This window comes from Prevotella sp. P4-51 (assembly GCF_002251455.1).
In the GTDB taxonomy this organism is placed as follows: Bacteria; Bacteroidota; Bacteroidia; order Bacteroidales; family Bacteroidaceae; genus Prevotella.
In genome coordinates this window covers 224,397-244,091 of the sequence record NZ_NPJM01000049.1, presented here as the reverse complement: position 1 = coordinate 244,091, position 19,695 = coordinate 224,397, and the positions used below count along the sequence as shown (strand labels likewise).

Below are 19,695 nucleotides of genomic sequence, written 5' to 3'. Positions count from 1 at the left end.
CTCTTATGTCTGTTCTTGCGTAATCTCTTTTTACGCTTGTGAGTAGCCATCTTGTGGCCCTTCTTCTTTTTACCGTTTGGCATAATTCTTTTAATTTAAATGGTTATGTTTTTGCGTTGTATGCTTAGTTGTTCTTCATCTTCTCCACGAACTCCTTGGCAGGCTTGAAGCTGGGGTAGTCGTGTGCGGGGATGATTACAGTAGTATTCTTCTGTATGTTGCGAGCTGTCTTCTCTGCACGACGCTTGATGATGAAGTTACCGAAACCACGCAGTGAGATGTGCTCTCTCTTGAGCAGGCTTTCCTTTACAGTCTCCATGAGACTTTCCACTACAATGGCTACTTCCTTCTTTGAGATGCCAGTATTCTCTGAAATCTTGTTTACAATTTCTGTCTTTGTCATTGCTGTTTTTATTGTTATTTATATGAATATTTTGACTATGTTTGTTTTTGTGGGTGCAAATATAATAGTTTTTTGTGTGATATGAAAAGATTATCACTCTTTTTTGCGTTTTTGGGGGATATTTTGCCGTATAAGTGGCTCATTTGTAGGTTATTGAAGGGCGAAAAGAGGCTTTTCGCCACCTTTTTGCATGTCTCCATCGTTACTTTCTTGTCACTCGCTTTTCCCCTTGTTTAGACTGCGATTGCCGGAGGTATCGATGGCGTTGCCCCAGATGCTTTTTTACTTATTATTAACTAAAGTTGTTTGGTGGGAATTATGCTTTCTGCTAACTTTGTCTTTTCTAAGTAATATTATATACCATATTAGAATTATGAGAAGACTATTTTTCGTTGCCTCCATCCTCTTGGTATGGATGGGAGGCATTACCGGATGCAAGATGGCTGGCTCTGCCAATGGTTCCGACTCTTTGGCGGTTGACAGTTTCAAGTATGCCTTTGCCGACAGTATGCTCCACTGCAATATCGTGGCCGATGTGCCCCAGGGCGATGACTCCCTCGCTGTCGGAGTGCGCGCTTATGTCAATGCCCAGCTCGACTCGCTCTCCAGTGTTCATGCTTTCGACGCCTCGCGTTCAGCCGGATACGGCGGAGACCTTACCGATGGCCAGGCGCTGGTCGATTTCTATGGCAAGCTCAATGTCGACTCGATGCGCGCCATGCAGTCGCCCGATGGCGGAGCCCCCGAGTTCCAGTGTTCTTACGATGTGGCTATTCGCCTTGCCGCCCAGAACGAGCGTTATGTCACCTATGGCGTAGACCAGTATGTGTATGGCGGTGGCGCCCATGGTTCTGCCGTGTCCTACTGTGTCAACATCCTCAAGTCTTCGGGCCGCGTGCTCGGCGCTACTGTCGATGCCGCTCAGCTTGAAGCCATCCAGCCTCTGCTGCTTCACGGTGTGACCACCTATATCAACGCCCAGGGGCAGAAGGTTACCGAGGACGAAGCCCTGAAGCTCCTCTTCATCGACAAGGGCATCATCCCGTTGCCCGCCCATGCTCCCTATCTTGCTGCCGACGGTCTCCACTTCGTCTATCAGCAGTATGAGATTGGCCCTTATGCTATGGGCATGGTTTCGTTTACATTGCCTTACGACAAAGTAAAGCCTTACATGACTGCCGAGGCACTCCAGCTTCTTGAGACTGGTGCCGCCGATGCTGCCAAATAAGTATAATATAATAAGGTGTAAAAACAATGGCACGCTGTTTGTCTTGACAGAACAGCGTGCCATTTTCATTTTCCGGCAGTTTGTCTAATCCGCTCGTCTTCTTTCAGATGCTGGGCCAGCAGAGCTTCATCTACATAGTAGAGCTTGACCGTGAGCGGGTGCGGATAGTTGTAGAAGAAGGCATCGGTTGTGTAGTACCACTCGATGCTACTCACCTTGTCGCTTTCCATGAGTACTTTCTGGAAGTGGGCCACCCTTGTGCTCGGGGGTAGGGTGATGGCGGTCTTTCCCGACGTCATCCGGCATACCGTCACCAGATTCCACTTCATGCGCACCACCTTGGTCACCTCTCTTTTCATCTTTGTGCTTATGGTGATGTGGCGCCCGAACTCCTTGTTGATTTTTTCCATCACCGCCTTGAATACAGGTCCGTGCGAGCTTGCGTCTTTCAGTTGTTCATGCCATATATGCAGATGTATCATCTCGTGCAGCATGATGTCTTCGGCCTTTCGTTCGTCGATGTCATACTTCACGTTGAGCTTCATCTTGTACATAGCCACGTAGCCCTGCTTGTCGCGCTTGAGCGTACGGTGCATCTGACCCATATACGAGTTTACGTTGACCAGCCAGAAAGCCGGGCGGGGCAGGCGGTCGTTGAAGATTGTCTTATTGAAATGAGCAAAGCGCTCTCTTGCAAATTCCAGCGTATATCTCATGTCTCTGTTATTCTTGGACCGAGTTCCCTCAGTTCCGATTACGTAGATGCAAAAATACTCATCTTTTCCCTTACCGCCAAGCATAGCTTTGTTCTTTTGCGTTATTTTTTTGTTCTTCCCGCGGTCCGGAGTAAAAGAAAAGTGGTAATTTTGCTCTCGATTATGGAGCGCAAGATTATACACATCGACATGGACGCCTTCTTTGCCTCGGTAGAGCAGCGCGACGATGCCTCACTCCGTGGCAAGCCCATTGCCGTGGGCTTCGACGGCGAGCGCGGCGTGGTGAGTACTGCCAGCTACGAGGCACGCCGCTATGGCGTTCACTCTGCCCAGTCGATGGTTGTCGCCCACCGCCTTTGTCCCGAGCTCATCGTGGTGCCATGCCGGCACGACTACTATGCCCAGGTGTCGGCACAGATACATGCCATCTTTGCCGACTATACCGACCTCATCGAGCCCATATCGCTCGACGAGGCATTTCTCGATGTCACCCACAACAAGCGCCACATGGATATGGCGGTCGAGATAGCCCGCGAAATCAAGCAGCGCATTGCCGACGAGCTCCATCTCACTGCCTCGGCAGGCGTGTCCTACAACAAGTTTCTCGCCAAGATAGCCAGCGACTTCCGCAAGCCCGACGGACTCTGCGTCATCCATCCCACGCGTGCCCTCGACTTCATCGCCTCGCTGCGGGTCGAGCAGTTTTGGGGTGTGGGTCCCAAGACCGCCGAGCGCATGCACCGCATAGGCGTCTTTACTGGTGAGCAGCTGCGCGAGGTGTCGCGCCATCATCTCTGCGAGGTCTTTGGCAAGATGGGCAACGTCTATTACGACTTTGCCCGTGGCATCGACCTCCGCCCGGTTGTGGCCGACTATGTGCGCAAGTCGGTTGGCTGCGAGCAGACCTATCTGCGCGACATCAGCCAGCGCTCTGTAGTCATCATCGAGTTCTACCACCTTGTCGTCGAGCTTGTTGCCCGCCTTGCCGACGCCCGTTTCGAGGGTCGCACGCTTACCCTCAAGGTCAAGTATGCCGACTTTACCCAAATCAGCAAGCGCATTACCACCAACCATACACTGTCTACCAAAGCCTCCATACTGCCGCTGGCTAAGCGGTTGCTGGCACAGGTAAGCTACTCGTCATCGCGGCCCATACGCTTGTTGGGGCTGTCGGTCTCCAATCCGCTCGCCGACGATGGTTTGCCCCAGAGCCAATGGGTCGAAGGCGACCTCCCGTTTGAGGAATGGTGACCCTACGCGCCTATGGCTGACGATGCCCCCCCTTTTACCTTGTTTCCACCCATGCCCGATGTTGATAGCAAGCCGGCGGATGCCATATTCCGTTCACGCGTCAGCGCCGACTTGTCCGCTGCCGCTTAATCTTATGTTGCAAACCGTGAAATGGAGAAATCAAGGCGTGAAAACATTAATTCGCGCTTCGCAATAGACATTTCATGCTTTAAAACTCCTCTCGACATCATCTTTGCGGTTTTCGGTCGGTGTGGGCAGATGTTGGGGGTGCTGGCGATGATGGCGGGCACCATAGCCAGGTTCTATGAGCCGGCTCCTGAAAGCCCGGCAGCCGCCGTGGAGCATGTCATGCCAATGGCGGGATGAGGGTGGGGGATCAGCAAATAATCTGGGAAACACTTTGTCACACGCCGCGAAATGAGTACCTTTGAACAACCTAAATCGCAGGCCTTGCTTGTAAGTGTCAATCACCATATATCCTACAGTTATGAGATACGCAGTAATCAGAGATTTTGGCAAGAGAGATATATGCCAGTTGGCAGCCATCGCGCTGCTGTCCATGTCGTTCGCCCTGCAAGCCGCAGCCGCCGTGCCCGGTCGCAAGAAGGCAACGGCGCCCCCAGTACGCGTGGCGTGTGTGGGCAACAGCATCACCTATGGCACCGGCATCCAAGACCGCGCCCGCGACTCCTATCCCGCCCAGCTGGAGCGCATGCTCGGTCCTGGCTATGTCCGTCGGGCCTATATATTAATGTATCGCGCGTGGGTAACTCTCTCGTCGTGCGCTTTGACTATGCCGACGGACTCTCCACGGCCGACGGCAAGGCCCCGTCGACATTTGAGATAGCCGAGGAGGAAGGCCTGTATCATCCTGCCACAGCCGTCATCGCCGGATGCACCGTCGTCCTGACGTCGCCGGAGGTGAAGCATCCCTGCCTCGTACGCTATGGCTGGCAGCCATTCACACGTGCCAATCTCGTCAACGGCGCCTCGTTGCCCGCTTCTACCTTCAGAGGCGAAGTAGGCGCGCACGACTGACGGGCGAGGGAAAACAGAAATATCTCGTTTGTGCTCAATTCTTTTCTGCCGATATATGAAAAAATATCTCAGAATTGTTGTAATTTTGCAACGTAAATAGATATTAGTTCAGGTTAATATGAAAAAATTGTCATTTCTTGTTGTCCTCGTCATGATATCGCTTTCGGCGCTGGCACAGACCACGGTCAAGCTGCCCGCCCCAGACAAGCAGGTGGCGATGACGCTCTACGAGGCTTTGCAGACGCGCCACTCGGTGCGCAGTTATCAGAATAAGGATGTAGACAATGCCACGCTGGCTCAGGTGTTATGGGCGGCGTGTGGCTACAGCCGCGAGGCGGAGAAGAAGATAACCGCCGCTTCGGCGCTCAACCGTCAGGACATTGAAGTATACGTGATTAAGGCTGCTGGCGCTTACCGCTACGATGTCGAAAGTAATGCTCTGGTACAGCTCTCGGGCAAGGACCTGCGCCGCGAGGTGGCTGCCGGGCAGCAGTCGGTGGCTTCGGCTCCCGTCATGCTTGTGCTCGCCAGCAACCAAGGCAAGTTCGGCTCCTTGGGCGACGCTCAGGCAGCCCAGCGTCTGGGCACGCTGGATGCAGGATATGTGTCGCAGAACATCTATCTGGCATGTACGGCGCTGAAGTTGGGCACCGTGGCACGCGCCACCATGAATGTAGAGGTGCTCAAGAAGGAACTCGGACTCGGTGCCGACCATCTCTTGCTGCTCAATCATCCGATAGGGTGGGAGGAAAGCAAATAAAAACTAAACGATAAAACCAATAAAGATGAAAAAGACCAAAATAGTATGCTCGATAAGTGACCGCAGGTGTGAGGTAGACTTCCTGCGCAAGTTGTTTTTTGCCGGTATGAACGTGGTGCGTATGAATACCGCCCACGCCACGCCCGACGGAATACGTACCATCATCCGCAACACGCGTGAAGTGTCGCCCCACCTGGCTCTGCTCATTGATACCAAGGGCCCCGAGGTGCGTACCACCAATGTGGAGCAACCCATAACTTACAAGAAGGGTGACGTGGTAAAGATATTCGGTCGCCCCGAGATGGACACCACCCACGACATCGTCAACGTGTCGTATACCGATTTCACCAAGTGTGTGGGCAAGGGTGCACATATCCTCTTCGACGACGGACTGTTGGATATGCTCGTCATGGAGCAAGTGGGGCCGATGCTCGTGGCCCAGGTGCAGAACGACGGTGTGCTGGGCGCTCACAAGAGTGTGAATGTGCCTGGTGTACACATCGATCTGCCCGCGCTCACGGAAAAGGACAAGAAGAACATCAACCTCGCCATCGACGAGGATATAGACTTCATCGCCCACTCGTTTGTGCGTAGTGCCGACGACGTGATGGCGGTGCAGAAGATGCTTGACGAGCGTGGCAGCGACATCAAGATTATCTCCAAGATAGAGAACCAGGAGGGCGTGGACAATATCGATGAAATCATCGACGCATCGTATGGTATCATGATTGCCCGCGGCGACTTGGGAATCGAAGTTCCTCTCGAGCAGATACCCGGTATACAGCGTACAATCATGCACAAGTGTGAGCAGAAGAAGAAACCCGTGATAGTGGCGACACAGATGCTGCACACCATGATTGACAACCCGCGCCCCACGCGCGCCGAGGTGACCGACATAGCCAATGCCATCTACTCACGCACGGATGCGCTGATGCTCAGTGGTGAGACGGCGTCGGGCAAGTATCCTCTGGAGGCTGTACAGACCATGGCTGCCATCGCCGAACAGGCTGAGCAGGACCGCATGAACAGTGACGACTTTGACATCCCATTGAGCTCGACCTGCTCGCAGCGTGAATTCCTGGCTCATACAGCCATCGAGTCGACCCGCAAGTTGGGCGTTGCCGGTATCATTGCCGCCAGCGAGAGCGGACAGACTGCGCGCGACATTGCCGCCTTCCGCGGTCCTACTCCCGTGCTCGCCATCTGCTACAACAACGAAAAGACCATGCGCTGGCTCAACCTCAGTTATGGCGTAATACCCATTTATCAGAAGAAACACTTGAGCTCGCTCTTCCTGTTTGTGGCTGCGCTGCGTATGCTGTTGCAGAAAGGCTATATCAAAAAAGATGACAAGATAGCTTACCTCGGTGGTAGTATCGGCGGACGTGGCGGCGCCACCTTCCTGGAGATAAACCGCGTAAGCCAGGTATTCGACAAGTCTTACGAATTCCACTTGCCTGACTGATAAGTGTAGAAGAAAACGATGGAATATAAAAACGAGGGGGATATTGACAGTCATGTCGATATCCCCCTCGTCTTCAGTTATTTCTTGTGTCGTCGGAATCTTGGTATCAAGGACTTGCCGCTGAACTTGCGGTACAGTTTCCATCCCAGGAGCGCTGCGTCAAACATTCCGATGCCCGTGCTCATGAGCCGTTGCAATCGCTTTGACGGTGTCTCATATCTCGGCGCTTCCTCCTTGGCAAAGAGCGTCTGCCAGAGGTCGGCTATCTTGTCTTCGCTGGCGTCAATCTCCTTGGCAAGAGCCTCGCGACGGGCCTGAATGTCTTCAAGCGAATTGTAAGTGTTCTCGTTGTTGACCATAGCTTATTTCTCCATTAATATACTTGCCAATAATCTGACCAGCGGGCGCTCTATCCACCTCTTGCGGTTGGCCACGCACAGCAACAGTATGATGAAATAGGTTGCAGCCACGGTGCCAAAGGCAAGCGCGTGACCCATAAGTGGGGCAAGCGCATAGGCCACGGCGAAGGAGAAGTAGATAAGGGTGAGCATGAGGAGTATGGCTATAATCACGCTGATGGTGGCAATCGTAAGGATACGCACCACCTTGTCAACGAGATTGAGCTTGATGTACTCTCCACGCTGCCCGATGTACTGCTTGATGGCTTCAACCAGCTGACCTATGGTCTCGATGTTTTTGTCGTTGGAGAACATCTGCAGAGGTCATTAATCCAATGCGTCTTCGGCAGCATCCTTGATGTCATCAACAAGGTCAGCAACCTGCTTGCGACTCAATTTGATGTCATGCTTGTTGCAGAAGTCGTCAACTGCGTCAGATATCTTCTTACGTGTGTCCTCACCTTTCTCAGGAGCCATGATGAGACCCAGTGCTGCTCCAGCAAGGGCGCCTCCGAGGAATGCTCCAATGTAACCTAATGCTTTCATATCGTTACTCTTTATAAGTTAATAATTCTCTTTGTCGGCAAATTGTCTGCCGATATCTGTCGCAAATGTAAGAAAAGAAAATAGATTGACCATAAAAAGTTAGTAATTTTTTGTTAAAACGCTTGGAATTCTCATATTTAACAAACTTTATGCACGAATGCACCCTCCCTTTGCGATATATTTTGTAATTTCGCAAACAAAAGTGAACATAAATAATCAAACAATATCTTAACAGACAATGAAGAAAAGTATAGTAATGTGCGCAGGTGTTTGTGCCGCTCTCGTGCTGGCCAGCTGCGGTTCAAGTAAGGATAGTGCTTTCAAGAAGGCATACGACAAGGCTAAGGCCCAGGAGCAGGTGGCTACCCAGCCAGAGACTCCCGCTCCAGTAGTGGCTCCCATCGTGGAGAAGCCTGCCACCCAGTCCACTGTAATCGACAATGTGGACAACGCCAACGTTCGCACAGAGGATGTAACCCTCGTAAGCGGTGCCGGTTTGCAGAACTTCAGCGTAGTTGTAGGTTCGTTCTCTCTCAAGGCCAATGCCGAGGGTCTGCAGAGCACTCTGAAGGCTGCTGGATATGATGCACAGATTGTGCTCAACTCTGCCCGTGGCATGTATCGCGTGGTTGCCAGCACTCATGCAGACAAGGCTGCTGCCGTACAGAGCCGCAATCAGTTCCGCGCAGGCAACTATCCTGACGCTTGGTTACTTTTCAAGAAGTAAAGGTTAATGCGTGTTCTTTCTATAGACTATGGTAAGAAGCGCACAGGAATAGCAGTGACCGACCCCTTGCAGATAATTGCAAACGGGTTGGCCACTGTTTCTACATCCCAGCTTTTCGATTTTCTGAACGACTACATTGCTCGCGAGCAGGTGGAGCGTATCGTGATAGGCAAGCCCGTCCAACCCAATGGAGAGCCCAGTGAGAATCTTGCGAGGGTAGAGCAGTTTGTCAATCGTTGGCGCAAGGCTCACCCGGAATTGCCCATCGAGTATTATGATGAGCGTTTCACTTCCGTCTTGGCCCATCGCGCCTTGATAGATAGTGGTGTAGGTAAGAAAACGCGTAGAGAAAACAAGGGACTAGTTGACGAAATCAGCGCAACCATCATTCTTCAGGACTGGATGGGTTCTAAGAAGTTTTGATACATACCAACATACAGTTTATGATATTACCTATTTATATATATGGCCAGCCTGTACTGAGAAAGGTGGCCGAGGATATCACCCCCGATTACCCCAATCTGTCGGAAATCATCGCCAATATGTATGAGACCCTCGATGCTGCAGAGGGCATTGGTCTCGCGGCTCCTCAGATAGGCATGGCTATCCGTCTGGTGGTCATCGACCTCGATGTGCTCAAAGAAGATTTGCCCGAGTATGCCGACTTCCGTCATGTGTTCATCAATCCGCATATTGTGGAAATCGACGAAGACTCCAAGAAGGAAACCATGGAAGAAGGATGCCTCAGTATTCCGGGTATCCATGAGTCTGTGGCTCGCCACACACGCATTCATGTCACCTACCTTGACGAGAATATGGCTGAGCATGACGAATGGGTCGAGGGATACCTTGCCCGCGTGATGCAGCATGAGTTTGACCATCTGGAGGGTACCATGTTTGTAGACCGCCTTACTCCCCTGCGCAAGCAGTTGATACGCAGTAAGCTCAAACAGCTTACTCAGGGAAAATATCGTTGCAGTTACCGCACAAAACCGGTAAGACGATAACTTGTAAAGGTTGTCCATGGCTGTTCCGCATGGGCGACTGAATGAATGGGAACAACAAACAGCTATAGGATAATGAAGAGTATAATATCACAGGATAACCCGAAGCGAACAGTCTCTAACGCCAGTATGCGCATGAAGGCGTGGATTACATCTGCGATAGTGCTCTTCATTGTCTTTTTTGTTCCGGGCAAGGCCATTGCCCAGTATAATACCAACAGGCTTATGCTTAGTGGAGAGATAGCCCTGCACTATGAGGACTACGTGCTCACCATACAGTATTTCAATCAGGTTATCGTTCTCAAACCTTACCTCTATCGCCCCTGGCAGTATCGTGGTATCGCCAAGTTCTACCTTGAGGACTATAGCGGTGCTGAGTATGACGTGACCCAAGCCCTCAAACTCAATCCCTATATCGACGGACTGTACGATTTGCGTGCCATTGCCTACGTGCGTCAGGATAAATACAAGGAAGCCATTGACGATTACACTCATGCCATCCGCCTCAATCCCGACCAGCGTAACTATTGGTTCAACCGAGCCCTCTGCCAGATGAATCTCAAGGAGTATGCCAAGGCCCATAATGACCTTGACACCATCATAAGCAAGTGGTCGGGCTTCGCCAATGCTTATTCGCTCAATGCGGAGATATGTCTGCAAGAGAAGGACACTGTGACGGCCGCCAAGTGGCTGGACAAGAGTCTGGAGATAGACCCCTTTGACGGCAACGCATGGACCACGAGAGCGTTTATATCCCTTGCCCGCAAGGAGTGGAAGGACGCTGACAAGTTCTTGAGCAAGGCCATCCACCTCAAGCCCAAGGTTGTGTCCAACTATGTCAACCGTGCCTTGGCGCGATACAATTACAACAACCTGAGGGGTGCTATGGAAGATTATGACCGTGCTATAGACTTCGATCCCAATAACTTCCTGGCACATTACAACCGTGGACAGCTGCGTATGCAGTTGGGCGATGACAACCGGGCTATTGCCGACTTCGATTATGTCATCCATATGGAGCCTGAGAATTATCTTGCCATCTTCAATCGTGCCCTTCTGCATGACCGCACGGGAGACCTGAAGTCTGCCATCCGTGACTACAGCACCGTAATCAGTCAGTTCCCCAACTTCTGGACTGGCCTGTCTTATCGTGCAAAGGCTTACCGCCGTCTGGGCATGACCGCCAAGGCCGAAATGGATGAATTCCGTATCCTGAAGGCTCAGATGGACAAGCATCTGGGCATTCAGCCACGCTGGAGCAAGAACAAGAGACGCGAGATGCGTAAGCGTAGTGAGATAGACCCTGAGAAGTACAATCGTATGGTGGTGGCCGACGAGAACGTGGCCAACCAGGAGTACAAGAGTGCGTTCAGAGGAAAGGTGCAGAACCGCTCGGTAGAGGTGGAGTTCATGCCTATGTACACCCTCTCGTTCTTCAAGTATAATAATGGCGTCACCTCTTATCAGGCGTTCGACCGCGATGTAGAGAAGTTCAATGCCCTTCAGACCAAGAGCAAGATTGACTATAAACTCTACGTGACCTGCAATCCTCCTCAGCTCACCGAAGGTCAGTCGCAGGCATTCTTCCAACTTGCAGACTCACTTTCGTCATTCATTGAGAAGGCTCCCCACGTTACAGATGTCAAGCGTCAACTGATGATGCGTGCTGTGGTGTATGGCGTCGTACAGGATTTTGATGCCGCCATCAACGACCTGACCGTCCTTGTCCATACCGATTCTCTCTCGACGATGGCCTACTGGCAGCGAGCCGTTTGCCAGCATCTTGTCAATGAGTTTGACCGCACCCATGGTGTCCAGACCTCCGACGCCCCCGCTCGTGTGATGCGAGTGCGTACCGACCTTGACCGCGCCATCGCCCTTGCGCCTCAGAATGCCTACCTATATTATAATAGAGGTAATCTGCACGCCTCCAATGGTGAATATTCCAACGCCATCGATGACTACACGCGCGCTCTTCAGATAGATGCATATCTCGCCGAGGCTTATTACAATCGTGGCTTGGCCTATGTCAAGAATGGTAAGAAGGCCGACGGTATTCGCGACCTGAGCCGTGCTGGCGAACTGGGCATCTATGATGCTTATAGCGTAATCAAGCAGATTAGCAATGACAAATAAACTCTTCCCTATGGTGTAGATTGGGTGAAAAAGTACTTGAGAGAGGTGATTTTTATGCTTTTTGTAAAAATTACCTCTCTTTTCTTATCTTATGTCGTAACAAAGTAGTACTTTTGCAACGATTAAAATAAAACTAATTTGTATTATGGTTAAAATCACATTTCCTGATGGCTCCGTGCGTGAATACGAGAGCGGAGTTACAGGGTTACAAATCGCCGAGAGCATTTCACCGGCTCTCGCTCGCAACGTTGTATCTTGCGGTATCAATGGTGAAACTGTAGAGTTAAACCGTCCCATCACTGCCGATTCTACCATCGCGCTTTACAAGTTTGAGGACGAAGAGGGTAAGCACACCTTCTGGCACACCTCTGCCCACTTGCTCGCCGAGGCGCTCCAAGAGCTCTATCCCGGCATCCAGTTCGGCTTCGGTCCTGCCGTAGAGAATGGATTCTTCTATGACGTTATGCCCGCCGAGGGTCAGGTGATTTCAGAGAACGACTTCCCCAAGATTGAGGAAAAGATGCGCGAGCTGGCCAAGAAGAACGAGGCAGTTGTGCGCCGTGAAGTGTCTAAGGCCGAAGCGCTCAAGGAGTTCAAGGCCGATGGTCAGAACTACAAGTGCGAGCACATTGAGCAGGACCTCGAGGATGGTACCATCACCACTTATACCCAGGGCAACTTTACCGACCTTTGCCGTGGTCCGCACCTTCTCTCTACAGGTGAAATCAAGGCAGTCAAGATTACCAGTGTGGCTGGTGCTTTCTGGCGTGGTGACGCCAAGCGCGAGCAGATGACACGTATCTATGGTATATCATTCCCCAAGAAGAAGATGCTTGATGAGTATCTCGTTATGCTTGAAGAGGCCAAGAAGCGCGACCACCGCAAGATTGGTAAGGAGATGGAGCTCTTTTTCTTCTCCGACCGTGTGGGCAAGGGACTTCCCATGTGGCTCCCCAAGGGTACCGACCTGCGTCTGCGCTTGCAGGATATGCTCCGCAAGATACAGAAACGTTTCGGTTATCAGGAGGTTATCACTCCCCACATTGGTTCCAAGAATCTTTATGTGACCTCTGGACACTACGCCCATTATGGTAAGGACAGCTTCCAGCCTATCCACACTCCCGAGGAGGATGAAGAGTACATGCTCAAGCCTATGAACTGTCCTCATCACTGTGAGGTTTTTGCCAGCAAACCACGCTCTTACAAGGACTTGCCACTGCGTATAGCTGAGTTCGGTACCGTTTATCGTTATGAGAAGAGCGGTGAGTTGCACGGACTTACCCGTGTACGCTCGTTTACTCAGGACGATGCCCATATCTTCTGCCGTCCCGACCAGGTCAAAGGCGAGTTCCTGCGCGTGATGGATATCATCCAGGCCGTGTTCGAAATCTTCCAGTTTGATAACTTCGAGGCCCAGATTAGTCTCCGTGACCCTAACGACAAGGAGAAGTACATTGGCTCTGACGAAGTTTGGGAAGAGAGTGAAACCGCTATCAAGGAGGCTTGCGCCGAGAAGGGCCTCGATGCCAAGATTGAGTATGGCGAGGCTGCGTTCTATGGTCCTAAGCTTGACTTCATGGTCAAGGATGCCATCGGCCGCCGTTGGCAGCTGGGCACTATCCAGGTCGACTATAACCTGCCCGCCCGCTTCAAGCTCGAATACACTGCCGAGGACAACACCAAGAAGGTGCCCGTAATGGTTCACCGCGCTCCTTTCGGTTCGCTCGAGCGCTTTACCGCTGTGCTCATCGAGCATACAGCAGGCCACTTCCCACTCTGGCTCACTCCTGATCAGGTGGCTATCCTGCCCATCTCAGAGAAGTACAATGACTATGCACGCAAGGTGAGCAAGTATTTCGCCAACCAGGGTGTGCGCGCCGTCATCGACGACCGCAACGAGAAGATTGGCCGTAAGATTCGCGACACCGAGTTGAAGCGTACTCCTTATATGGTCATCGTTGGCGAGAAAGAGATGGAGGAAGGTCTTGTAAGTATGCGTAAGCAGGGTGGTGGCGAGCAGGCTACCATGTCTATGGAAGACTTTGCCAAGCGCATCAATGATGAGGTGGCAACCCAATTGAAGGCTACCGAAATCGAGCCTCAAGACTAAAACTTAGAAGTCAATTTTAGCATAGAGCAGCATTGCGGTGTCTATCCGCGGTGCTGCTTTTTTTGAAGAAGTGATGCGTTTGGGACGAAAAGGCATTACCTCCGTGCGCCTTTTGGGGTCAATTATAGCACCTTTGGATAAAAAAGATGAAAATTTAATTTGATATTTAACGATTATTTTGTACCTTTGCAGCCGCTAATTATAAGATAGTTGAATGAAAAATGACAAAATGAAGAATCAGTACCGCGTGAACGAACAGATTCATGTCCGGGAAGTTCGTGTGGTAAGTGAGGATGGTTCCGAGGTGATGCCTACTCGTAAAGCGATGGATTTGGCTCGTCAGCAAGGCGTCGATCTCGTCGAAATATCACCCAATGCCCAGCCTCCTGTTTGTCGTCTCATCGACTACTCTAAGTTCCTCTATCAGCAGAAGAAGCGTCAGAAGGAAATGAAGCAGAAGCAGGTGAAGGTCGAGGTTAAGGAAATACGCTTCGGACCCCAGACCGATGAGCACGACTATCAGTTCAAGCTCAAGCATGCCCAGGAGTTCCTGCTCGAAGGCAACAAGGTGCGCGCTTATGTATTCTTCCGTGGACGCTCAATCCTCTTCAAGGAGCAGGGAGAAGTTCTTCTCCTCCGTTTTGCCAACGACCTGGAAGAGTATGGCAAGGTAGAGTCGATGCCCGCACTTGAGGGAAAGAAGATGTTCCTCTATCTGGCACCCAAGAAGGCCGGCGTGGCAAAGAAGAGCCAGCAGAAGCGCGACCGCGAGGCAGAGGAAGCAAAGGGCAGTGCCAGTGGAGTGGCAGAAGTGGAGGAGGCACCCAAGGACGGTGGCCTTTTCGGCAACGCCAAGAATGGTGCCGAGGCTCTGCAGAAGCTACAGCGCGATTAAGACAAGAGCATAGTGTGCGTAACGTCTTGGTATATACGTTACCACCTATATTATAAATAATAACAATTAAACAATTAACAAAAATGCCAAAAGTTAAGACAAATTCCGGCGCAAAGAAGAGATTCACATTCACCGGTACTGGTAAGATTAAGAGACATCACGCTTACCACAGTCACATTCTGACTAAGAAGACAAAGAAACAGAAGAGAAATCTTGTTCACCAGACTCTGGTTGACAACTCCAACCTGAAGCAGGTACGCGATCTGCTCTGTCTCCGTTAACCGTTAACTTTTTAGTCGAACTTTAAAAGAAAGAAATTATGCCAAGATCAGTAAATCACGTTGCATCTAAAGCAAAGAGAACAAGAATTCTGAAGCTCACCAAGGGTTACTTCGGCGCCAGAAAGAACGTATGGACCGTTGCTAAGAACACTTGGGAGAAGGGACTTACCTACGCATACCGCGATCGCCGTAACAAGAAGCGCACTTTCCGTGCTCTCTGGATTCAGCGTATCAATGCAGCTGCACGCTTGCAGGATATGAGCTACAGCCAGTTGATGGGAGCTCTCCACAAGGCAGGTATCGAGATTAACCGCAAGGTCCTCGCTGACCTCGCAGTCAACAACCCTGAGGCTTTCAAGGCTATCGTTGACAAGGTAAAGTAAATTGAGAATAGGTAAAAGAGCCTCGCTCTTCTATTTATAAGCTATAAAGCGCAAGACTGTAATGGTCTTGCGCTTTTCTTTATCCCCATAACTGGCGGGACCAATGCCATCTTGATGCGATAGAAAGACGCAATGCTGTTTGGCTTGCCAAAGAGTTTGGCCATCGTGAAAATGTTGGTTTCGTGGTTTGAATTTGTGAATTCATGGTTTGAATTCTCGGTTTCATGGTTTGATTTTGTTATTTCATAATTTGATTTTGTTATTTCGTGGTTTGGTTTTATTTTTAGGTTGGTCTCTGGCGGTTTTGGCCTTTTCCCTTTTCCCGATTATGCATCTTGCTTGCTTCGGTCGGCCATTAGGTTTTGCTGGGGCGATAGTGGAGTGGTGCGTTAGGGCAATGTGAGGGGGGATGGACGGGATGAGATGCGTTAAGGGCTGGATCCGTTTGTGCCGAATCCAGCCCTTGATTGTGCTATGGCAACTGACCCGTATTGTTGACTTTACCTTCAGGCTCGGTGCCTTGTTCCTCTGTTTGCGTGTCTGTATGGATGGGTGCGCTGTGGTCGCTGATGGCTATGTCGGCGGGCTGATGGGGAGTGACAGGAGTGACGGGCTGTGAGATGGAATAGACCTGCGGACACTTAGACATCGCGCATAGACAGCGAGATGCGGTGGCGCTGGTGGTCTATGCCTATCACCTTGACCGTGACGTGCTGCTGCAACTTTACCACCGTGCTCGGGTCGGAGACAAACTTGTTGGCCAGTTGGGAGATGTGGACGAGCCCATCCTGATGGATGCCAATGTCGACGAAGGCGCCAAACTGGGTGACGTTGGTCACTATTCCCGGAAGTATCATCCCTTCCTGCAAGTCGTCTATCGACTTGATCGAAGCATCAAACTCAAAGTTCTCCAATGCCATACGTGGGTCTCTTCCGGGCTTCTCGAGCTCTGCCAGAATGTCGTTCAGCGTGGGCAGTCCCACCGTGTCGCTCACATAGCGCTCAGGCTTTATCTGCTTCTGTATCTCCTTGTTCTTAATCAGTTCGGCAATGCTGCATTTGAGGTCCTTTGCCATCTGCTCCACGATGTGATAGCTCTCGGGATGCACCGCGCTGTTGTCGAGCGGATTCTTGGCGCCGTTGATGCGTAGGAAACCGGCACATTGCTGATAGGCAACCGGTCCCAGGCGCGGTACCTTCTTCAATTGGCTGCGGCTTGTGAATGCTCCATGCTCGCTGCGATATGCTACGATATTCTGAGCGAGCGACATGCCCAAGCCACTCACATAGCTGAGCAGATAGGCACTTGCTGTATTGACATTGACGCCAACGTGGTTGACGCAACTCATCACTGTGTTGTCGAGAGCATGCTTGAGTTTGGTCTGGTCTACATCGTGCTGGTACTGACCCACGCCGATACTCTTCGGGTCTATCTTGACCAGCTCGGACAACGGGTCCATGAGCCTTCTGCCTATCGACACGGCGCCTCGCACTGTGACATCCTCGTCGGGGAACTCCTCGCGCGCTATCTTTGAAGCTGAATATATTGACGCCCCATCTTCGCTCACCACGTAGTAGGGGATGTCGCTGAGACTGCCGATTGAACGCAGCCATTCGGTAGTCTCCCTGCTTGCCGTGCCGTTGCCAATGGCGATGGCTTCAATCTTGTATTTGTCTGCCATGTGCAGCAATGCCGCTGCAGCCAGCGCACTCTTACGCTGTGGCGGGTGCGGATAAATAATCTCGTGGTGCAACAGCGTGCCCAGTTCGTCGAGACATACGGTCTTGCATCCATTGGCAAACCCCGGGTCTATGGCCAGCACGCGCTTCTGACCCAATGGCGCAGCGAGCAACAGCTGGCGCAGCCCTTCGGCAAACACGGCTATGGCCTCTTCGTCGGCCTTGTCCTTGCTGCTGTGGGCATATTCGGTCTCTATCGACGGCGCCAGAAGTCGCTTGAGGGCGTCGTCCACAGCCTCACCCATCAGTCGCTGACATTCTCCTTGGCCTCTGACGTAGTGACGCTTGAGTCTGTCGGCACACTGGGCGCGGTCTATGTCGATGCTCACACGCAGCACGCCCTTGTCTTCGCCCCTTAGCATGGCGAGAAGCCTGTGGGACGAACACCGACAGAGCGGCTCGCTGAAGTCGAAGTAGTCACTGAACTTGGCAGCCTCGTCTTGGTCTTTCTGCGCCTTGTTGACTTTGGATGTAATGGTGGCAAAGCGTCTGAACTCTCCACGCACCGCATTGCGTGTGCCCTCGTCCTCGCTTATGATTTCGGCTATGATGTCCTTGGCTCCAGCCAATGCTTCCTCTACGCTGATGCCCTTGGACTTCCAGCGGGCGGCGATGCCCTCTATGTTGCGCTCGCGCTGCAGCATGATGATGTTGGCCAGCGGCTCCAGTCCCTTCTCGCGGGCTATCTGTGCCTTTGTGCGCCGCTTGGGTCGATAGGGCAGATATATGTCTTCCAGCAGGGTGGCGTCCCAGCAGTCGTCTATGCGCCGCTGCAGTTCAGGCGTCATTGCGCCAGCCTCGGTGATGGTGCGCACGATGGTCTCCTTGCGCTTGGCGAGTTCCTTCAGTCGGCTATACTGTTCGTCGATTTGTCCAATCTGCACCTCGTCCATTCCGCCCGTCTTCTCTTTGCGATAGCGGCTTATGAATGGAATCGTGGCGCCCTCGTCAATGAGCGCGAGGGTATTAAGCACGTAAGGCTCTCCGATGTGGAGAGCCTTAGCGATGATATTTGAAAAATTGTTCATATTCAATTGTTTGTCTTTAAGGCCTGCCCCAATATGCTGGGTCCCATTCGGCCTCCACCTTGGCCTCGATGTCGTCGGGCAGGTTGCAGAAGAAGTCGATGCCAGTACGCTTCTCGAGTTCGTCGATGGAGATATATTCGGTCTTGCTTCCTGTAGCGTGGGGAGACCAGATGCCCAGTGCGCGGTAGACGCCATTCTTGACACTCAGGATGGCTATATAGAAGTATTTGGGCACAATCAGTCCGCTGGAGGTATGCGTCATGATGTTCTGGTCGTCTATGGTGGCAGCCTTGACTACATAGAGCGTGTCGCGCATTTTGTCTGTGTTCCACTTGTCACGCAGGCGCACCTCCAATGTGTTCCATACTCCACCATTGTGTCCCTGTATCTGTGGCTGCATATTGGAGAGATAGAACGTCTGGCTGTTCTGCTCGCGCGAACATAGTCTGTCTGACGACGGACAGAGGTGGCCGCGGCTGTAACCGCTTCCCTTGTAGTCGCCGAGGGTAGATTGGTATCTGGAAGGTATGTTGGGGTCTTCGCGGAAATCTTCACTTCGCTTCACGTTCTTCTTGCTATTATCCTTGTGCATCTGGTAGCAGGTCCAGCGGTTGGCTCGCTTGGCGCAATCCCATTCCAGAGAGTAGGTGATGCCGTAGGCCGCGGTGCTGTGGGTAATCACGAGGTTCATGTCGTCGCCCTTGATTTTGGGGAACTCCAATCGCCATACCTCCTTGTTGGCAGACTTGGACACATTGTTGCAGTTCTTGTTGTTGGGGTCTTCGGTGCCTGGCTTTTCTTCACCTCCACCGCCTCCGCCAGTGCTTCCACCGCCGGTAGAGGTAATCTCCTGGAGCTTCACCTTCATCAGCTCCCATGTCGACGAACTGTTGCCGCATGAGTGGTAGAAGGCGATGGTAACATTGCTCTCGCCGAGGAAGCGCGAGGGAATGTCGCAGTTTACAGTGATGGTCTTGTTGAATGTCATCGGGTTTTCGATGTCATCCTTGAGCGTGGTCCACTCTGTCGTGGCGGCGTCGCCGGTAAAGCAGTCGGTGATGAGCACCTTGACGGTCGAACCGGCGTAGTTCATCTTGTAGCTGAACTCCAGGGAAGCCTCAGTAGTGTTGGTGAAATCAAACTCGGATGAATAGAGAAATGTCTCCGAGGGTGTGGTCTTGTTGTCCTTGAATCCTGTGGCTAATGCGCACTTGTACTGTGTGCTGTAGTCCCATGATATACCTTTGGGCGTGGAAACCTCGAATACGCCCAAAGAGTTGGAGAAGTCCTCATTGATAAAGAATTTCTGGAAAGCAGGGTAGCCGATGTCCTCATAGTTGGCGGGACGTGTAAAGACAATGCTGTCAATGTTGGCTTTATCATAGATGTGCTCGTCGTCTCCGGTGAATATACGTACCTTGCCGTAGGTGCCGAGATCAACACGGTCAATCTTGCTGCGGTCGTATAGGTGGTAATTGGCAAGATTCTTATTCTGTGAACTGTGTTTGCACACGGCCATTTTCTCCTGTGCGCCTGCGGTGAAGGCAAACGCAATCGAGAGGATTAAGAATAATGTTTTCTTCATG

23 protein-coding genes are annotated in these 19,695 nt (G+C 51.7%); 15 read left to right on the top strand and 8 right to left on the bottom strand.

Annotation, left to right across the window (positions count from 1 at the left end; genetic code table 11):
* Positions 1–124: 124 nt before the first annotated feature.
* A complete protein-coding gene (locus tag CIK94_RS07340) occupies positions 125–403 on the bottom strand; it encodes an HU family DNA-binding protein (RefSeq protein ID WP_022311162.1) in 279 nt (92 codons plus the stop codon).
* 373 nt (positions 404–776) lie between these two features.
* On the opposite strand from CIK94_RS07340, the gene CIK94_RS07335 reads away from it, so the two are divergent.
* Complete coding sequence (locus CIK94_RS07335) at positions 777–1,631, top strand: RsiV family protein (protein WP_158214801.1); 855 nt, start codon at positions 777–779, stop codon at positions 1,629–1,631.
* 65 nt (positions 1,632–1,696) lie between these two features.
* Here CIK94_RS07335 and CIK94_RS07330 read toward each other — a convergent pair whose 3' ends face one another.
* Positions 1,697–2,347: a SprT-like domain-containing protein gene (locus CIK94_RS07330; RefSeq protein WP_158216535.1), complete on the bottom strand. Its 651-nt coding sequence runs from the start codon at positions 2,345–2,347 to the stop codon at positions 1,697–1,699.
* Between the two features lie 162 nt (positions 2,348–2,509).
* On the opposite strand from CIK94_RS07330, the gene dinB reads away from it, so the two are divergent.
* The 6 genes from dinB (at position 2,510) to pyk (ending at position 6,861) form a co-directional block, all read left to right on the top strand.
* Entirely contained in the window at positions 2,510–3,598 is a 1,089-nt protein-coding gene (gene dinB, locus CIK94_RS07325; protein WP_094389325.1) for a DNA polymerase IV, read from the top strand.
* A 150-nt stretch (positions 3,599–3,748) separates the two neighbouring features.
* Positions 3,749–3,964 carry a hypothetical protein gene (locus tag CIK94_RS07320; RefSeq protein WP_094422252.1) on the top strand — a complete coding sequence of 72 codons (216 nt, stop codon included), beginning with the start codon at positions 3,749–3,751 and terminating at the stop codon, positions 3,962–3,964.
* A gap of 121 nt (positions 3,965–4,085) precedes the next feature.
* Positions 4,086–4,445, top strand: a complete 360-nt coding sequence (locus CIK94_RS07315; protein ID WP_144008336.1) for a hypothetical protein — start codon at positions 4,086–4,088, stop codon at positions 4,443–4,445.
* A complete protein-coding gene (locus CIK94_RS14045; protein ID WP_158216534.1) occupies positions 4,379–4,636 on the top strand; it encodes a hypothetical protein in 258 nt (85 codons plus the stop codon). The genes CIK94_RS07315 and CIK94_RS14045 overlap by 67 nt, the downstream gene beginning before the upstream one ends.
* Positions 4,637–4,754: 118 nt before the next feature.
* Complete coding sequence (locus CIK94_RS07310; RefSeq protein WP_094422248.1) at positions 4,755–5,396, top strand: SagB/ThcOx family dehydrogenase; 642 nt, start codon at positions 4,755–4,757, stop codon at positions 5,394–5,396.
* A 25-nt stretch (positions 5,397–5,421) separates the two neighbouring features.
* Complete coding sequence (gene pyk, locus CIK94_RS07305; RefSeq protein WP_022311155.1) at positions 5,422–6,861, top strand: pyruvate kinase; 1,440 nt, start codon at positions 5,422–5,424, stop codon at positions 6,859–6,861.
* Between the two features lie 77 nt (positions 6,862–6,938).
* Here the strand turns inward: pyk and CIK94_RS07300 are convergent, their stop codons facing one another.
* The 3 genes from CIK94_RS07300 to CIK94_RS07290 are packed head-to-tail and all read right to left on the bottom strand — an operon-like array spanning position 6,939 to position 7,805.
* A complete protein-coding gene (locus tag CIK94_RS07300; protein WP_022311154.1) occupies positions 6,939–7,220 on the bottom strand; it encodes a hypothetical protein in 282 nt (93 codons plus the stop codon).
* Positions 7,221–7,223: 3 nt separating this feature from the next.
* Positions 7,224–7,574, bottom strand: a complete 351-nt coding sequence (locus CIK94_RS07295; RefSeq protein ID WP_094422246.1) for a phage holin family protein — start codon at positions 7,572–7,574, stop codon at positions 7,224–7,226.
* Between the two features lie 12 nt (positions 7,575–7,586).
* A complete protein-coding gene (locus CIK94_RS07290) occupies positions 7,587–7,805 on the bottom strand; it encodes a YtxH domain-containing protein (protein ID WP_022311152.1) in 219 nt (72 codons plus the stop codon).
* Positions 7,806–8,043: 238 nt separating this feature from the next.
* On the opposite strand from CIK94_RS07290, the gene CIK94_RS07285 reads away from it, so the two are divergent.
* The 8 genes from CIK94_RS07285 to rplT all read left to right on the top strand — a co-directional run bounded on the left by CIK94_RS07285 (position 8,044) and on the right by rplT (position 15,341).
* The gene (locus CIK94_RS07285; protein WP_022311151.1) at positions 8,044–8,532 is read left to right on the top strand and encodes an SPOR domain-containing protein; all 489 of its coding nucleotides are present in this window, start codon (positions 8,044–8,046) and stop codon (positions 8,530–8,532) included.
* A gap of 6 nt (positions 8,533–8,538) precedes the next feature.
* Positions 8,539–8,955, top strand: a complete 417-nt coding sequence (gene ruvX / locus CIK94_RS07280) for a Holliday junction resolvase RuvX (RefSeq protein ID WP_022311150.1) — start codon at positions 8,539–8,541, stop codon at positions 8,953–8,955.
* A gap of 20 nt (positions 8,956–8,975) precedes the next feature.
* The gene (gene def / locus CIK94_RS07275) at positions 8,976–9,539 is read left to right on the top strand and encodes a peptide deformylase (RefSeq protein WP_094422343.1); all 564 of its coding nucleotides are present in this window, start codon (positions 8,976–8,978) and stop codon (positions 9,537–9,539) included.
* A 132-nt stretch (positions 9,540–9,671) separates the two neighbouring features.
* Positions 9,672–11,672 carry a tetratricopeptide repeat protein gene (locus tag CIK94_RS07270; protein ID WP_094422341.1) on the top strand — a complete coding sequence of 667 codons (2,001 nt, stop codon included), beginning with the start codon at positions 9,672–9,674 and terminating at the stop codon, positions 11,670–11,672.
* A 145-nt stretch (positions 11,673–11,817) separates the two neighbouring features.
* Positions 11,818–13,782, top strand: coding sequence for a threonine--tRNA ligase (thrS, locus tag CIK94_RS07265; protein ID WP_094422244.1), 1,965 nt, complete (start codon positions 11,818–11,820; stop codon positions 13,780–13,782).
* A 214-nt stretch (positions 13,783–13,996) separates the two neighbouring features.
* Positions 13,997–14,677, top strand: a complete 681-nt coding sequence (gene infC / locus CIK94_RS07260) for a translation initiation factor IF-3 (protein ID WP_094422242.1) — start codon at positions 13,997–13,999, stop codon at positions 14,675–14,677.
* A gap of 83 nt (positions 14,678–14,760) precedes the next feature.
* Positions 14,761–14,958 carry a 50S ribosomal protein L35 gene (rpmI, locus tag CIK94_RS07255; RefSeq protein ID WP_022311145.1) on the top strand — a complete coding sequence of 66 codons (198 nt, stop codon included), beginning with the start codon at positions 14,761–14,763 and terminating at the stop codon, positions 14,956–14,958.
* Positions 14,959–14,996: 38 nt separating this feature from the next.
* On the top strand, positions 14,997–15,341 hold the full coding sequence (gene rplT / locus CIK94_RS07250) for a 50S ribosomal protein L20 (protein WP_022311144.1): 345 nt from the start codon (positions 14,997–14,999) through the stop codon (positions 15,339–15,341).
* A 472-nt stretch (positions 15,342–15,813) separates the two neighbouring features.
* Here the strand turns inward: rplT and CIK94_RS14385 are convergent, their stop codons facing one another.
* The 3 genes from CIK94_RS14385 to CIK94_RS14935 are packed head-to-tail and all read right to left on the bottom strand — an operon-like array spanning position 15,814 to position 19,694.
* Complete coding sequence (locus CIK94_RS14385) at positions 15,814–15,990, bottom strand: hypothetical protein (RefSeq protein WP_158215140.1); 177 nt, start codon at positions 15,988–15,990, stop codon at positions 15,814–15,816.
* Positions 15,983–18,109: a Tex family protein gene (locus CIK94_RS07245; RefSeq protein WP_094422240.1), complete on the bottom strand. Its 2,127-nt coding sequence runs from the start codon at positions 18,107–18,109 to the stop codon at positions 15,983–15,985. The genes CIK94_RS14385 and CIK94_RS07245 overlap by 8 nt, the downstream gene beginning before the upstream one ends.
* Positions 18,110–18,125: 16 nt before the next feature.
* Positions 18,126–19,694 (bottom strand): DNA/RNA non-specific endonuclease, encoded by a 1,569-nt coding sequence (locus tag CIK94_RS14935; protein WP_371591646.1) that lies wholly within the window; start codon positions 19,692–19,694, stop codon positions 18,126–18,128.
* Between the last annotated feature and the right edge of the window lies 1 nt (position 19,695).